The 16,705-nt window shown below is 42.1% G+C and carries 8 protein-coding genes; all 8 read left to right on the top strand.

The genetic code is table 11. From position 1 onward, the window contains the following. Window positions 1-9 precede the first annotated feature (9 nt). The 8 genes from CTER_RS10935 to CTER_RS10900 all read left to right on the top strand — a co-directional run bounded on the left by CTER_RS10935 (window position 10) and on the right by CTER_RS10900 (window position 16,700). Window positions 10-4,926, top strand: coding sequence for an S-layer homology domain-containing protein (locus CTER_RS10935; RefSeq protein ID WP_004625570.1), 4,917 nt, complete (start codon window positions 10-12; stop codon window positions 4,924-4,926). Window positions 4,927-4,994: 68 nt separating this feature from the next. Beyond that, window positions 4,995-9,059: an S-layer homology domain-containing protein gene (locus tag CTER_RS10930; protein ID WP_004625478.1), complete on the top strand. Its 4,065-nt coding sequence runs from the start codon at window positions 4,995-4,997 to the stop codon at window positions 9,057-9,059. Between the two features lie 126 nt (window positions 9,060-9,185). Beyond that, entirely contained in the window at window positions 9,186-9,938 is a 753-nt protein-coding gene (locus CTER_RS10925; protein WP_004625633.1) for a YwmB family TATA-box binding protein, read from the top strand. 42 nt (window positions 9,939-9,980) lie between these two features. Then, complete coding sequence (gene murA / locus CTER_RS10920) at window positions 9,981-11,243, top strand: UDP-N-acetylglucosamine 1-carboxyvinyltransferase (RefSeq protein WP_004625523.1); 1,263 nt, start codon at window positions 9,981-9,983, stop codon at window positions 11,241-11,243. Window positions 11,244-11,361: 118 nt separating this feature from the next. Beyond that, window positions 11,362-13,125, top strand: coding sequence for a sensor histidine kinase (locus CTER_RS10915; protein WP_040760872.1), 1,764 nt, complete (start codon window positions 11,362-11,364; stop codon window positions 13,123-13,125). Next, window positions 13,125-14,189 carry a response regulator transcription factor gene (locus CTER_RS10910; RefSeq protein WP_004625525.1) on the top strand — a complete coding sequence of 355 codons (1,065 nt, stop codon included), beginning with the start codon at window positions 13,125-13,127 and terminating at the stop codon, window positions 14,187-14,189. Before CTER_RS10915 ends, CTER_RS10910 begins: the two co-directional genes overlap by 1 nt. Window positions 14,190-14,393: 204 nt before the next feature. Next, window positions 14,394-15,755: an extracellular solute-binding protein gene (locus CTER_RS10905; RefSeq protein ID WP_004625548.1), complete on the top strand. Its 1,362-nt coding sequence runs from the start codon at window positions 14,394-14,396 to the stop codon at window positions 15,753-15,755. Between the two features lie 66 nt (window positions 15,756-15,821). After that, window positions 15,822-16,700 (top strand): carbohydrate ABC transporter permease, encoded by an 879-nt coding sequence (locus CTER_RS10900; protein WP_004625657.1) that lies wholly within the window; start codon window positions 15,822-15,824, stop codon window positions 16,698-16,700. The last annotated feature ends 5 nt before the right edge of the window (window positions 16,701-16,705 follow it).

Below are 16,705 nucleotides of genomic sequence, written 5' to 3'. Positions count from 1 at the left end.
TATTCTGAAATGAAGAAAAAATTAAGATTGATAGCAACTATTCTTTTGATAAGTATGATTTTTCCCGTATTTTCGGGGATAATCCAGCCGGTATTTGCCGCTGACCTTCAAGATATCAAGGTTACATACAGCGAGAGTACTGCTACTGCAACGATCAGTTGGAGAGCTGTTCCCAATGTGGACAACGGGAAGCTGGTATATCATGTACCGAACGGAACGGGTACCGGAGTTACCGAAGTAGAAGTACCGATAGATATTACAAAAAATTCCCTTTCAATAACAAAGATAAAAAAGGACATCATATATGATTTCAGTTTGGAACTGATCGACGATAGCGGCACTGCATACGTTGGAAACAAGTATTTTCTGGCAGGAACCACCGTAACTGCCGCCAATGTGGATCAGCAGGCCGAGAAGATGGACGGCGGCGGAATGGAAACCGGTATATATCCTGCTGTAAAGCTTTCCTGGAACATGCCCAAGGTATATTTCGGCGGTGATATGGTCAACGCAGATGCCGTACCGGCTATATTTAACGCAAATCAGATATATTTTAAATTTAAAATACAGCTTGACACCATGCTTAAAGATGTAGTAGTTAAAAAATTAAGTCCGGCCAGCAGTGATTACAAGGTTTCAATAGATGACGGCACAAAATACGATGTTAAATATAATTCTGCCACCGGAAAATTTGAATTTTATCTCCTCGGGAGGAAGGACTCAGATACCGAGATAGCTGCCATGCCCACTCCGAAGGGCATACCTGCCGGAGACCTGGGCTGTGTTCTGCCGTATCAGGAGCTTTACCCCAGTACTATTTACAGGATATCAATGATAACTATATTTGATGAAGGTACGGGAGATGACTCGGGTGTAGTTACCGGGATCACTCAAAGCCCCATAGATTTGGATTACATATGTACAAGTGTCAGATTTCAGCTGACAAAGGATACCTTGGGCAATCTGTATGTGCGTGTTTTCCGTGTCAATCAAAAAGGAATTGCACTGTTGAATCTGACATATGATATTCAGACCAGTTATGGAGGATCGTGGAGGCCAAGTGAAAATGTTATTAATGACAGGGATTTGGGTACCGATCCCGCTCCTATTATAGATATCATCAAAGGTGAAAACAATCCGGTTAAATATAGAATAGTTGTAATTGAAAACAGGATTCAATCTCCGGTTATGGAGTACAATATGCAGGATGATCTTGTAAAGCCTCCTGTGCCCAATAATATACTTACAAATGTGGAGCTGGAGTATCCGACTTCGGCAACTACAGTAAAAGAGACCTCCTCAAAGGTGACAATAACCTGGGATTATCCGGGTGATGAACTGTGGAATCAGATAAAGGATCAGAACTATTACTTCCATTTCAACTTGAGCCTTGCGGAGGATCCGGTCAGTTCACCTCAAAAGCTTATGGTGGACGGACAGGAGAAGTTCTTTGAAATTAAATACAGGGATGTAAAGAGTGTCAATGCAAACAGGATAGAAGTGGATAAGTCCGGAAGCAGGCCGAGGCTGAAATATGTCATGGATGGCTATGAGCTCTTCAAGGGCGTAGAAAATGAGGATCTGGACGGTGACGGTAACTGGGATACCTTCCCACTGCCGAATCTGGAGCCCGCAAACGCTTACCAGGGGGAGCAGCCGTATCCCAATTACCTGCTTCCGAATAAAACCTATTATCTGCAAATGTACACAAGTACTAAAGAACAAAAGGATGTTGGATATGTAGTCGGTGATTCCTTTTCAGAAAAGTCACTGATAACCAGCTTTACAACACTTTCTCCTGCGTCCAGGGATATATCCATACCAAAATTCCTGCAATTGGTGGAGACCACTGTAATTCCAAGCGACAGTGCAATTCCGAAGGAAGCGTCAGCAAAAATCAGGTTTGACCAAATAAAAATGAATGACGCCGACTGGAAAAATTATACCCCTGAGCCAGTTCAGGGACAGGACGCGGTATATTATGATCTTTACATGAGTACAAGCCCGGATACCTCGACCTTCATAAAAATTGCCTCAACTCAGGATCCTGCCGTCACCGAACTTCCGGATGATGTTAAGTTTACAGTTGAGGTGGATAATAATAATGTCACCTGGGTATATGCAACAATAAATAAATTTAGCGGGATCAATGAGCACTTTTTCGGGGGCTCGCTGGCGCCTAATTCCACATACTACTTTATGGTCAAGGTCAGACTGGTCATGGTCAACAGTGAACCGAAGGAGTCAATAAAATCCGCGCTGCTGCCGGTGACCATACCAAGGGGAGAACCCACGACTCCCGATGATTCGGAGAAAAAGCCTCAGGCACCGGAGGATTTTGCCATAGCTGTAGACAAAAATGGAGATCTGATGCTGACAGGTCAAAGTGTAACCTTTGAATGGACCATAAGGGACAGCGACTCTGCCTATAATCTGATTGCAACTTCGTCAAGAGTGGCCCCTGATGCCACACTTGCAGCCGGGGGAAGTATCCTTTCGGACCCGACATATATAAGTTTTATAACTGCATTCGGTAACAAGGGCAATGACGGTGACGGTACAAATCTTATTATGAATCCCAACATTGATCCGCTGCCGGCAAAATTTGAAATCATTCCGGGGACTCGTCCGGGAACCTCAAAATGCAGATATACCATTGATACCTGGCTATTTCCCAATAAGGTGTACTACTTCAGTTTAAGGTCGGAAAACGAGGATGCAGGCAACAATATAAAATCCAGCGTGTGGATTTCAATACCTGTTACCACAACCTTAATAGAGAGCCCAACTATGCTTCAGGTGGTCAATGACTGTGCGCTGGCCTTTAACTGGTATGGAACCCTGCCTACCCAAAATTACCAGATCAGACTGAAACCTGTGGGTGAAATTGATTATACGGTACTGACAAAGTCACAGTACACCATAGTACAGGATTCCAGATACTACAATTATGCCAGAACCACAAAGGACATAAAGCTCAAGCCCGATACACCGTACAATATACAGGTTGTAACCAGGGTCAACGGAGTGGAAAGCGTTATTGATATAGTAAAATATTCATCAAATGGCTATTATGAGACCAGGGATGATTATCACGAGATAGATGTCAGGTGGCAGGGTATTGCCATGGATCCCTATACCGAATTCGAAATAGCCATAAAAACAGAGGATGATGCAGACTATACTGTTTTGGACAACAGTGAGGATCTGGAGCAGTATGTTGATGTTTCGACCCATACATATCCTTATTATATTGAAAAGAGCATAAATAATTTAAGCAGCAGCTACTTTACATACAATGCAAGGATTAAGTCGGTTGAAGTGACATTGCCGGATGGTACAAAGGAACATAAACCTCTAAAAGCAAATACAAAGTATTATATCAAAGTCAGGACCAAAAAGACTGATGCCATAAATTTTGAGGCCGTGGCCCGGTCAAAATATGCCGGTCCTGTTGATACAAGGACGGAGTTCAACCAGGATGACTATGACGATGAAGATGATAATACCAATATCACGGACAAATTCCTGGATATGCTGGATAAGCTTGAAGAGAACGTGTACTGGGAAGTGGACAAGGCCACCGGTTCAATGAATAAAATTTATGTCAAGGATGAGAGGATAGTAAATATACTGGAATCCCCGGGCAACTATACTTTTACCATTGATATATCACAAAGCCCCGGCTATGTGAACAGTGATGAAATATATCTGGCCAAAAGTGTATTGAACGCCATGAAGAGCACAAACAAGAGCGTGATCATAAAGACCAGGGAAATAGAGTATACCATCAGACCTGAAACCTTTGATCTGGAAAACATGGAAGAGTTTAAAAAAGCTGCTGAGCTGGACCGTTCAAAGGATGTTTACCTGCAGCTTGACAATATTCAGAGTACGGGTGTACAGCCGGCAGGTCCGGCCGATGCCACAGCAGCCTCGAAAATGAATTCCCTTTCGGCCCAGGTGGTTGCCAGCAGTGCCACCAGTACTGCAATAAAGGATATGATTAAAAACAAGCTGTATAATGACAAAACGGGAATCATACAGAAAAAGCTGGATGTACTTAAAAATCCCAATAACTCTAAAACCAAGGGCGACGAGCAGAAAGTAAACGAATACCTGCTCCAGCTTATTGACGAGATAAAAAGCGAGCTCTCATATTATATTGAGGATACCATTAACGGTACGGGATATTCCAACGGCCTGTTCATACAGAAATACAGTATTACAAAGTTCAGTTCACCGATGGCGGTAAAGATGGAGTACAAGGGAAGCACCCTTGCCAATCCATATGTTTTATACAGCGGCAGCGGGAACTGGCAGAAACTTTCACAGAACATAAAGCGGGAAACAGGCTTTTTGAATTATGTTGTAACAGGTACCGGCAAATACATGATATTCTCGGGAAAAGATGTGGTATCTGCCATAGCCGATGATAATCCCGCCAAGGAGTATATCACCAGGCTTGCCGCAAACTATGATTTGGCATCGGTATTTCCCGGGGCCGACAATTCGTTCAATACGAAACTTACCGTAACCGTCAGGGAAGCAGTACTGTTTTATGAGCTGATTTCCGAGTCGAGGGTCGACAGCCAGAAGAATGTCAAGGATAAGGCAAAGGTGTATGGTATTGACAAGATTATCAATACCACAAATTTAAACAGGAATATTACAAAGCAGGAGACCGCAGCAGTCATAATAAAACTGTACTGCCAGAAAACCGGAGCTGACTACGGTCTGCTAAAGGTATCGTATAATAAGCTTATAAAGGATGACAGCGGCATCACCGACAAATATGCAATACCTGTCTACGCATGTCTGCAGATGGATATTATGAGTTTGGATTCCAATTCCAAATTCAATCCTTCAAATACTGTAAGCAGGGCCGAATTTACCATGGCGGTTGAGAAGATGCTGGAAAGCTGAGAAATCAAAGCTTGTTGAGGGATAGTTTATTTTGATCGCTGCAGCTGCAGCTGGAGGTTAACAGTTATATGAGAACAAGAAGAATTCTGGCGGCAATATTATCAATTGCATTCATATTGACATCATACGGGATGTACGGCGTATATGGCGCCGATATCCCGGTTCAGCCCGCGCCAACCGGACTGGCCATAACGCCTACAAATACACCGGAACCTGCCATAGGCTTCAGCCTCACCGACGGAGGGGAATCAGGTTTTTATGCCGATATAGGCTGGGGTAATCTGGCCAACCCTTCAGGTTCTGCCGGTATAAACATATTGGGGAAATATCTGAATATATATCTTGAGGAATCCCCTAAAGGCTATAGACCTACCAGACCGGCTTATGCCCAGGAAAAAGGTCTGGCTGCCGAAACAAAACCAATAAGGATGAAAAATCTTAAATCAGGAACTGTGTACAAGGCTAACGCAAAGGCTTACTACGAATATATCAATACAAACATACCAAACAGCCAGGTGGCGAAATCTGACGAATCGGCCGCTTCCAATTCTGTAAAATTCATGACCGATATCAATGTACAATGTTTTACGGCCGGAACAGGAAAAGTAAAAGTTATATGGGATGATGTCTGGGTTGATGGAAAGAGAATCAGCTATCAGCTGTATGTCTCGGAGGACAAGGAATTCAAGAATACCTTCCCAATCAGCATTACCGAGGATCTTATCGGTGAAAATGGTCCGGTCGTTCTGAATCAGACCGACGGGACTCTTGAATATGTTCAGAACGTAAAAAACTCCGGACGTGTTTATTACGTTAAAATAGTGCCGGTCATTACTGACCCTACCATAGTTAAGAGCACTCAGGTAAAAACTTATGCCACTTCAACCAATATACTGGTAAAGACCACAAAAATGTTTAAAAATGATTCCGGTACCGTATGGAAACTGGAATGGAGTCCTGTTCTGACCAGTTTGTCGGGTGCCGAAAGCAATGTAAAGGTCGAATATGAAATAATCAGTTTCGATGACGAGAACAAGCAAACAACTCTGGCGGTAAAAGAAAGTACGATGCATGTAATAACGGTGCCCGATAATTCCACTGCCAGATTTTATCAGATAAGGGCGAATATTACGAAGGACGGTCTGCCCTATTATCCGCCTGAACTGAAAATAAAAATAGAGTCTGAAAAATTTGCTCTTTTGGAAATGGAAGTTCCCACAACACCTCCCATGCCTGTAATAGTACCAAGCATTAAGGACTCGACAGGCAAAGTGGTAATATCCTACGAAGATATTGTGTCAGATGGGGTTGTTACACACAAAGGTGAGCTTGGCAAAGACACTGCAACCATACTCTGGGAGGTTCCCAAAAAAGCCGACGGCACCATAGACGACCGCATACTCTATGATATCTGGCTGATAGAAGATCCGGATACTATAGACAGTCCGCCGTCCGGTACACTTATAAGGGAATCCTTTCAACCGGGTGAAACAAATTTTGTGAGGGATGCCACAAACGGCAACCAGATAATTGGTTATAAATACAAATTAACCGGACTGAAACCAAACCATACATATTATTTTAAGCTGGTAGCAAAAAAAACTTTTGCAGAGGAAAAGGACGGAATAATTCAAAATGTCACACATTCCTCGGTGCCTGCCATAAAGGTAGTAATAACATTGCCGGGGGGCGGTATCGACACACCCCTTATCCCGTCCAATCCGCCTCTTGAAATAAAGAAGCAGCCTGACAGCGATAAGAAGATGATCACAGACAAAAGTGTTACCGTACAGCTGAAAAACAGGTGGTACGAGCAGTATAACAAAGTGCCCGATACCGGCAGATGGTATTATGTCAAGACCGATAGAGTGGATTATAATGATCCTTCCAGCACTATAGAGTATAATCCTTATGATCCGGATACACCGGTGGACAATAAAAACTACCGTAAAGTTGAGTATGGAGAGGGCGTTTCACTATATGTGGGCTGTGAGGAATATTACGAAGGTATTGAACCAAATCTTGCCGACACAACCAAATATCCCATAGATGGCTACAAGGTTGGAAATGTTCCTGCAAATCCAATTGCACAGCAAAATCTTGACCAATATGAAATTCCCGAGCTTAACGCTCCGGATAGTGTTACAGGCACAAACACAGTAACATCAAAGCATAATATAGTGATACCTGTAAATACACTCAAGCCGAATACTACCTACGTTATCTGGGTGAGGGCTGTAAGACCGGATCCCGAGCATCCCGGGCAGATGCTGCTGTCGGATGTATCAAATCCAATTATATTTACCACCCTGCCGTCGGATACCCAGGTGGTTGAAAAGCCTACTGTTCCGGAACTCAGCTATAACTACGTTTCGGACACCTTTGTAGATCTGGTGTGGGATTACAAGGAAGGAAACAAGTACTACATTAAATACGGAACGGTAGATAATCCTGACAGAGCAGGCAATACCATTGAAATTACTACTGAAGAGCTGATTAGTTCAGGTTTGAATTATTTGCGTGTACCGGGCCTGAAGCCGGACACACAGTATTATTTCTGGATACAGGCCGAATCCTTCAGCCCGGATCATTCCCTCAGTGAAAAGTCTGTCTGGAGCGACTCCCTGCTGGTCAAGACGCTGAAAGATCTGCCGCCGGCCACGCCGAGGGGGTTTGGCGTTAAAAATACACCCGATGCAGTCACCAAAAACAGTATTATCTTCGAATGGATAAAAGAAGATAATTTGGAGTATATCCTTGAAATTGCCAGTGATATAGATTATACCGACGCCAAGGAATACACCGCCGGAAGTGTGGCGGAGTTCAAGGTTGAGGGACTTATATCCAACCACAGATATTTTGCAAGATTATATGCCTATGATCCTGTAAAGAAACTGCGTTCCCAGCCTACACAGAGCATTAATGTGAGGACCAGGTCAAGTTCGGATGACTATGACTCGGATCAGGATGTGGACCATGTCATAACAGGAGATTATGTAGAGAAGGGAACCAACGTCATCGGGGGCGTATGGACTGTAAAGATCATAGGAGTCAATGCCGACAGGCTCATTGAGAGAATGAAGACCGACAGGGTCCTGGATTATACCGTTGACCTTTCCAAGCCGCCCGCAACTGCTACGCGGATTTCGGTTTGGGTGGCAAAAAGAGTGTTTGACAATCTGGAACAATTGAAGGAAAATGTTGCTTTTAAGACCACAATAGTAACATATGACTTCAAAGCGGGCATACTATCGGATATATCAACCACCGACACAAAAAGAGAGCAGATATATATCCTGGATATTGTCCTGACTCCCCAGAAGCCTGTTGCCAACGCCAACGAGCTGGTGTTAAAGCAGCCTCTGGCCCAGATCGGTGTGAAACTGGAGACAGGAGCAGATGTCATAACTGTTTCACAATTCAGTATTCCGCTGGTGATCAGGTATCCTTATACCAATGTTAAGGATTATACCGAGAGCAAAACCTACGGTTACTATTACAATCCGGTATTGAGCAACTGGGAGCAGCAGGTTACCTCAGCAGACTATGATACCGATAACAGTGCCGGAGTGATGAGTTTTAAAAGCCGGACACCGGGATTGTTTGCAATAGCCAATAGAACCGGCAATCTTTTTGATGATATTTATGGAAGCAAGTATGAAAGTTCCATAACAAATGTGGCATATAAGCATAAGCTGAAGAGTGTGACAGGCAGGAGCTTCAATCCAGACAAAACCATCACTGCCGGAGATGCGGTTAAAATTTTATTTGATACAATAGATGATTACAAGTATGACAGCGGCTTTATGCAGACGGCAGCAAAACTTGGGCTTGTCAACACAAACAAGCTGGCAACCGGCATGCTGACCAGACAGGAAGCGGCCTGCATGGCAACTGTCCTGTATGAAATCAAGTCAGGCACGCGTACCAAGGGAAATGTTAATATAATTTCAAGCTATAGCGACTACGGAAAGGTTGACAAATCCATCCAGAACAGGGTGGCCTTTGCGGTAGAAAATGGATTTGTGCCTAATGTGACCGAAACAAAACTTAATCCTGCTGAAAATATTTCCAGAGGAGAGTTTATGTATATGCTGGAAAAAGCACTTGTTTTAGCAGGTGAGATTGAATAGGCAGCATTGCCGGAATCCACGGTTCTCCCGGGAAATAGACATTTTAAAAATGTATATGACCTTTTTAAAAAGGCAATAATTTTATTATCAAATAAAATTATTGTTTTTTTATGGACAGGAGGACTTATGAAAAAGACACTTTTTGTATTAATTGCACTTGTACTGGCTGCTGCAATCATCGGAACAACTTATTACATAAACAATTCCAGGAGTGCTGAAACCGGTAAAATTTCAATTTCAGATGCTTTTAAATCATCCGGAGCAAAAATGGTAATAAATGAGCTTTACTTTTTTTCAAGGGCAGATAAGAGTATGAAAAATCTGGATGATCTGACAGCTGTTTGCGAAGATGTGTTTAAATCCCTTGAAATAGCCAATTATTCAAAGAATTCTGCCAGTACAGATACTCTTATAAAAAGAGAATTGTCAGGAACAACTAAAGATGGGGTTAAAATATCTGCAATGGCAAGTATTGTAGGGAATAAATCCGGTGACGGAGACAAATATATAACTATAGATGCAACTGAAACAGTCAATGGTTCAGCGTTGCGTTTGAGGGATAAAATAGAAGGCGTTTTTGGTAAATACGGGCTTAAAACCGTTGTCAACTCATGCATTACCGGAACCTATGAAGGTAATTTGCAGGATTCGCAGCTGGAAAATATCTGCAGAAAAATTCTGGACGACAGTGATGCAAAAAAGGTTGACAGCACAAGGCAGGAAAACATCATCAGCGTATCGGCTTTCTCACCTATGATTGAAGATAAGCTGAGTATCGATGGGAAGAACATTAACCTGAGTCTTGCCATCCGGTACAATAAAATCGAAAACAAGACTTACCTTTGGGTGGCAACACCTGTGGTGAACACCGAATACTAAGTGAAGCAATACAAAAATATCAAAGAGAAGGGAAGAGCTCACTTGGCTAAATATGTTATAAGAGAAGGTGTACCTTTAAAAGGCAAAGTAAGAGTAGATGGTGCTAAAAATTCAGTTCTTCCAATAATGGCTGCATCCCTGTTAGGTGAGTCGGAAAGTATTATTGAAGAAGTCCCGGATTTATATGATGTCAAAATGATGTGTGAGCTGATCAGATCACTGGGGGCAGAGGTTGAAACACAGCCCGGAAACAATTCGATCAGCTTTTACGCAAAAAACATCACTAATTCAACCGCACCCTATGAATTAGTTAATAAACTAAGGGCTTCTTTTTTAATAATGGGACCCATGCTGGCCAAAACGGGATATGTCAGGGTTGCTTTGCCGGGAGGCTGCGCCATCGGATCCAGGCCTGTAGATTTGCATTTAAAGGGATTTACGGCACTAGGTGCCGAAATAACCCAGGGACATGGTTATATCGAAGCGAGAAGAATCAAAAAGTTGACAGGCAATAAAATCTATCTTGATTTTCCAAGTGTCGGCGCTACCGAAAATATTCTGATGGCGGCTGTGCTGGCAGAAGGGCAGACCAGTATTGAAAATGCTGCTATAGAACCTGAGATAGTTGACCTTGCCAACTATTTGAATGAAATGGGCGCATGCATAAAAGGCGCCGGCACCGATACCATCAGGATTATGGGGGTTGACAGGCTCCAGGGCTGTACACACACTATAATTCCCGACAGGATCGAAGCAGGTACATTTATGGTAGCCGCGGCAATAACCAATGGCGATGTGGAAATTCAGAACGTGGTACCGGATCATCTCAAGCCAATAATTGCCAAGCTTAAGGAAACAGGGCTGGAGATCAGTGAGGAATTGACGTCAATAAGGATCAAGGGAAATGGCCCGCTGAAGCCTGTTGACGTGAAGACCCTTCCGTATCCTGGCTTTCCCACAGATATGCAGGCACAGATGACTTCACTCCTGAGCTGTTCGCAGGGGACAAGCATTGTGACCGAAACCATATTTGAAAACAGGTTCATGCATGTAAGTGAATTGAAAAGGATGGGTGCAAGTATCAAAATTGATGGAAGAACGGCAGTAATCGAGGGAAAGCAGTGTTTGACAGGTGCAACGGTAAAAGCCACTGATCTGAGGGCGGGTGCGGCGTTGGTATTGGCCGGGCTGGCAGCTGACGGAGCGACTGAGATCGGGGAGATACAGCATATTGACAGGGGCTATTGCAAGCTGGATCAAAAGCTTAAGGCACTTGGAGCTAAAATTGAAAGGGTGGAGGAATAAAAAAGATATCGGAAAGTGTAAAATGCATATATAATCATATATAATAAAGGTATTACAAAAAAATGATAACTGAATATGACGGGCCGGATGAACAATAGTATACGCGTGGGGTGCTGCAATGAAAAGTCTTGGATCCAAACTAATGATCTATTTTGGTATCGTTATAATAATTATAGTTACATCCGTTGGTTTTTTTTCGTATATATCCACCAAGAATACAGTGGAAAAGAGAGTGACTCAATCTACCGTTGAAACCTTAAAGCAGTTGGACCGAAATATGTATACTGTTTTTGGCGGGGTTGATGATCTCTCACTTTTTATTATTTCTGACAAAAATATAAAAAAGTTAACAAATACCGAGGTGGGGCAATTTCCCCAAATCGGTGAGCTGATTGCCCAATTGGATGAAACCTATGCCAATCTGACAAATACAAAATCATATATACTGGCGGTGAACGTATACTCCGACAAGGGCCTGAAATTTGAGTCGGCGGGGATATCACATGCTGAAAAGGAGCCCCAGCTCAAAGAGCGGGAAAGTCAGATACCTGCCGATGGAAAAAATTTATTGACATACACTTACCGGAGAAAGTACCAGCAGATCGGGGATAAATATGTCTTATCCCTGTACAGGCAGCTCAACGACATAAATAATTTGACAAAACGTCTGGGAATCATCAGAATAGATCTCAGTGAACGTGAAATAAACAGGATATACAGAGATATACAGCTCGGAGAAACAGGATATGTTTTTATTACCAACAAGGACGGAGTTATCCTTTCTCACTCAAATGTGGAAATGATTAATAAAAACATAAGGAATGAAGAGCTGTTTAAGAAGGTATTTACCGGTGAGAACGGTTTCTACAGGGAGAAATATTCCGGACAGGACATGCTTGTTACATATTATGAATCCAACATACAGGATATGACTTATATAAGTGTTGTACCCTTCAAGGAGATCACCAGGGAATTGAATACTTCGCTGAAGGTTACACTGAGTATAGTGGCCGTGGTTATAGCATTGGCCTTTATAGCCCTGTCGTTTCTGACAATGAAAATTACCAAACCCATAAAAAAAATGACGGTCCTGATGAAGAAGGTTGAGCAGGGAAATCTGGATGTGCTTATAAATACCGACCGGAAAGATGAAATCGGCACACTGGGGAGAAGCTTTAACAGTATGACCCGAAAGCTTAAAATATTGATAGAAGAGGTATATAAAATACAGCTTTCCAGAAAGGAAGCAGAATTAAAAACCTTACAGGCCCAGATTAACCCTCATTTCCTGTATAATACACTGGACGTTATCTATTGGACCTCAAGACTGGAGAATGCGCCCAGGACGGGAGAAATAGTCAGTGCGCTGGCAAAGCTTTTCAAGCTTGGCTTGAACAAGGGCAGTGAGATAACTACCATAAAAAAGGAAGTAGAGCATGTACAGAGTTATTTAACCATACAAAAGTACAGATATGATGAAATACCCGAGTTCCGTATAGATGTGGATGAAAGCATTCTGGAGCATTCAACCATAAAGCTGATACTGCAGCCCTTTGTGGAAAATGCTCTTGTACATGGAATTGCTGAAATGGGCGGCAGGGGAAGAGTTGAAATTCTGGGAAGAGATCAGGGTAAAAACATATGCTTTGAGGTAATAGATAACGGAAAGGGAATGGAAGAGGACCGTATCCGGGAAATCTTCGAGGAAAATTTTGAAAGCGACCAGAAGGGATATGGTGTCAGAAATGTTCATAAACGTATTAAATTATACTTTGGCCAGGACTATGGAGTTGAAATTTTCAGTAAAACAGCCTCGGGTACTAAAGTTGTTATAACAATACCAAAAGTTATTTTCAAATTGGATTCGGGAGGTCATAAATAATGATCAAGGTTCTGATTGTTGATGATGAAAAAATGGTTCGGGATGGACTGGTTTACACAATGCCATGGAAAGAGCTGGGCATTGAGGTGGTTGGAGCGGCAGCAAACGGGAAAGCTGCATTGGAGATAATCAGAGAGAAGAAGCCCCAGGTGGTTTTGACCGACATTATGATGCCTGAAATGAACGGACTTGAGCTTCTTGAAATTATTAAAGCGGAAATTCCGAATATCAAGGTTGTAATTCTCAGCGGCTATGATGATTTCCAATATGCTCAGAAGGCCCTTAAATCAGGTGTGGTGGACTATCTGGTCAAACCTGTGGACGCCGATGAACTGACACAGCTGATGGAGAGAATCGGGGATTCGCTGCAGGAGGATCTGACTTTTGATAAAGATAAACTTTATTTCCAGAGGGAAATAGAGGATGAACTTGAAAAATATATTGTTGCAATCCGTGCGGGAAAAAATCAGGCGGCATTAAGTACAATAAGCGGTATTTTCGGAAAAGAGACAATTAAGAACCTGCCAATTGAAAAATATCACAAATTGAGCGTTGATATTGTCAATACCATTTGCCTGATGCTGGAGAAGTACGGGGTAGAGCTTGAGAATACGGTGAACGAATCGTATCCCGGCCATTATCTCGAGCTTTTAAATATAACATCAGTTCAGGAATTGAGTGAATGGATGCAGGAGTTTACCAAAAAAATCATTATTCTATTTGACGATAATAACGGTGAAAACTATAAAATGGTCATATCAAAGGCAATTGATTTTATTGATAACCATTATTATGAGGATTTGTCAGTCCAGAGGGTTGCTCAAAATGTATATCTGAACTCAAATTACTTCAGTCACCTATTTAAAAAGATAAGAAAGGAAAGCTTTACCGATTATTTGAACAAGGTGCGGATTGAAAAAGCCAAAAGCCTGCTTTCAGAGAATATATACAAAGTATATGAGGTGTCAGATATGGTTGGCTACAGCGACTACAAATATTTCAGCAGCGTATTCAAAAAGCTCGTGGGAGTATCGCCCACAGAGTATAACAAGCTTGGAAAGTAGTGTTTCAGGCAGTTTTAGACAATTAATTACAGTAAAAGGATTTGTTTCGAAACAAATCCTTTTTTTATAAGGAACTTCTAAGAATTTCGGATACAATCAAAGAATTATGGATTTTATAAAGCGGGTTGTAGATATATAATAAAAATGCAGTTGGAAATGGCGCTATTTCTGTACAATATTACTGAATTATTATTAGGAGGAAATATGAATAGAAGAGTATTATGTCTACTATTGGCAGTAATCATGTTATTAAGCTTCGCAGCTTGTGGTGCTTCCAAGCCTGCCCATACCGGCAGCAGTTCAAATTCGGCAAGTGCTGCACAGTCAGAAGAAACAAAAAGTGCTGTAAATGATAATGAAGCCCAAAGTGCAAAATTCACTCTTTGGCATTCTTATGTGGGCTCTGACCAACGTACCGAATTTATGAAGGAAATAATGACACAGTTCAGAGCAAAATATACAAATTATGAAATAGATGAACAGCAGATCCCAAGAGATCAATATCAGACAAAATTGAAGACTCAGGCCGCTGCCGGACAATTGCCCGATGCCTTTGTAATTTGGCCCAATGCAATGACCATAGAATTTTCAAAGGCCGGTCTTCTGGCAGATATAAATGACTTGCTGAGCAGAGAAACTGAGTGGAAGGATAAGTTCATCGGCAGAGCGCTGGAAGAGTTTACAGTGGATGGAAAGACTTATTCGGCCGGTTTGGGTGTATCGGTAACGTCCATTGTTTTCTACAACAAGGCGTTATTTGAAAAATACAATCTTACATATCCCACCAATTATGCCGAGCTTAAAAAGGCCATAACCACCTTCAAGGAAAATAAGGTAATTCCAATAGCACACGGAAACAAGGCAAAATGGCCCGCACAATCCTCCATTATCAGCTGCCTGGCAAACAGATATACAGGCAGTGAATGGCTTGACAATGTACTTGCTAAAAATGGAGCCAAATTTACTGATCCGGAGTTTGTAGCCGCACTGACTACCTTCAAGGAAATAACGGATATGGGCGCGTTCAATAAAGACTTTTCAAGTATAGACAACGTTCAGGCCAGGGATTATTTCTACAGGGGAGATGCAGCTATGATGATAGAGGGTTCCTGGGCGGTTCCTGACTTGATTGAAAAGCTTACACCTGAAATGAAGCCCAATATTGAACTTGGAATTTTACCCGCTTTTGAGGGCGGCAAGGGAGATGCTAATGTTATGTCCGGAGTAAGTGCCACCGGTATAGCTATAAATGCAAAGGCAAGTCCCGAGCAAAAGGCGGCTGTCGAAAACCTTATCATGTTTACAACAAACAGTGATGCCCAGAAGCTTTATGCCAAATCAAATATTCCTGTCAGCTACAAGGATGTGGATATAGACAGCAGTACTTCCGATCCTATTTATACAAAGCTTACAAAGCTGATCAGCGATCATCCGCTGGTAACTGTGTATGATTCGGCCCTGAATTCGGAACAGGCCGATATAGTTAATAATGGCTTACAGGCTATTATGTCAAATCAGAAGACACCTGAACAGATAGCAGAACAACTGCAGGCAGCAGTGAAGTAGTTTATCTGCAATGGAATAGGAGAATTTAATTCTCTTATTCCATTGCACAGTAAAAGGAGTGAGCGAATGGACATTATCAGAAAGAATGTCAAATACATCATAGCCGGTCTGCTTCCTGCACTGTTGATCTATTTTATATTTGTTTTATATCCCATAGTGAGATCTTTTATTTATGGGTTTTATGATTGGAACGGATTAAGCGAGCCAATTTATACCGGATTAAATAACTTTAAAATCATATTAACAGATGAAGTATTCTGGCAATCGTTTAAAAATAATATTTTTATAGTACTTTTCTCAATTTTCGGTCAGGTACCAATCGGTCTGATACTGGCAGTCATATTAAGCAGAAATATCAAGGGTGCCGGATTTTTCAGAACAGCATTTTTTATCCCCATGATGCTGTCAACAGTAGTTGTAGGTCTTTTATGGTCAACCATATTAAACTCCCAGGTTGGTATTATCAACAGCATATTGGAGGCTATAGGTCTTGAGGAGCTTACCCAAAACTGGCTGGGAGACCCAAAGCTGGCCATGCTCAGTATATGTGCCGTGATTGTGTGGCAGTGCTTCGGCTATTACATGATTATATTCCTGGCCGCAATTCAAAATATTCCGGAAGAAATCCTGGAAGCTGCGGATATAGATGGTGCAGGTGAGCTTAAAAAGCTTACAAATATTATTTTGCCGATGCTTTGGCCCACTGTGATGACCGCGGTTGTACTTTGTATTTCAGGAAGCATGAGATCCTTTGATCTTGTGTTTGTTATGACAGGAGGGGGACCTGCCAACGCAACCGAACTTATGGCGACATATATGTATAACAAAACCTTTGCAATATATCAATACGGCTACGGCAGCGCTGTTTCACTGGTAATCTCAGTTATCAGCTTCGGTCTGATAATTATCAGCAGAAGTCTTATGAGCCGGAATTTATCGGATTAGGGGGA

This window comes from Ruminiclostridium cellobioparum subsp. termitidis CT1112, from assembly GCF_000350485.1.
Classification (GTDB): Bacteria; Bacillota; Clostridia; order Acetivibrionales; family DSM-1351; genus Ruminiclostridium; species Ruminiclostridium termitidis.
The sequence above is the reverse complement of the archived record's forward strand: the minus strand, read 5'-3'. Positions and strand labels throughout refer to the sequence as shown.

What these genes read in the sequence shown, in the direction of transcription:
- CTER_RS10935 (WP_004625570.1), top strand. Translation starts at nt 10, where the DNA reads ATGAAGAAAAAATTAAGATTGATAGCAACTATTCTTTTGATAAGTATG.
- CTER_RS10930 (WP_004625478.1), top strand. Translation starts at nt 4,995, where the DNA reads ATGAGAACAAGAAGAATTCTGGCGGCAATATTATCAATTGCATTCATA.
- CTER_RS10925 (WP_004625633.1), top strand. Translation starts at nt 9,186, where the DNA reads ATGAAAAAGACACTTTTTGTATTAATTGCACTTGTACTGGCTGCTGCA.
- CTER_RS10915 (WP_040760872.1), top strand. Translation starts at nt 11,362, where the DNA reads ATGAAAAGTCTTGGATCCAAACTAATGATCTATTTTGGTATCGTTATA.
- CTER_RS10910 (WP_004625525.1), top strand. Translation starts at nt 13,125, where the DNA reads ATGATCAAGGTTCTGATTGTTGATGATGAAAAAATGGTTCGGGATGGA.
- CTER_RS10905 (WP_004625548.1), top strand. Translation starts at nt 14,394, where the DNA reads ATGAATAGAAGAGTATTATGTCTACTATTGGCAGTAATCATGTTATTA.
- CTER_RS10900 (WP_004625657.1), top strand. Translation starts at nt 15,822, where the DNA reads ATGGACATTATCAGAAAGAATGTCAAATACATCATAGCCGGTCTGCTT.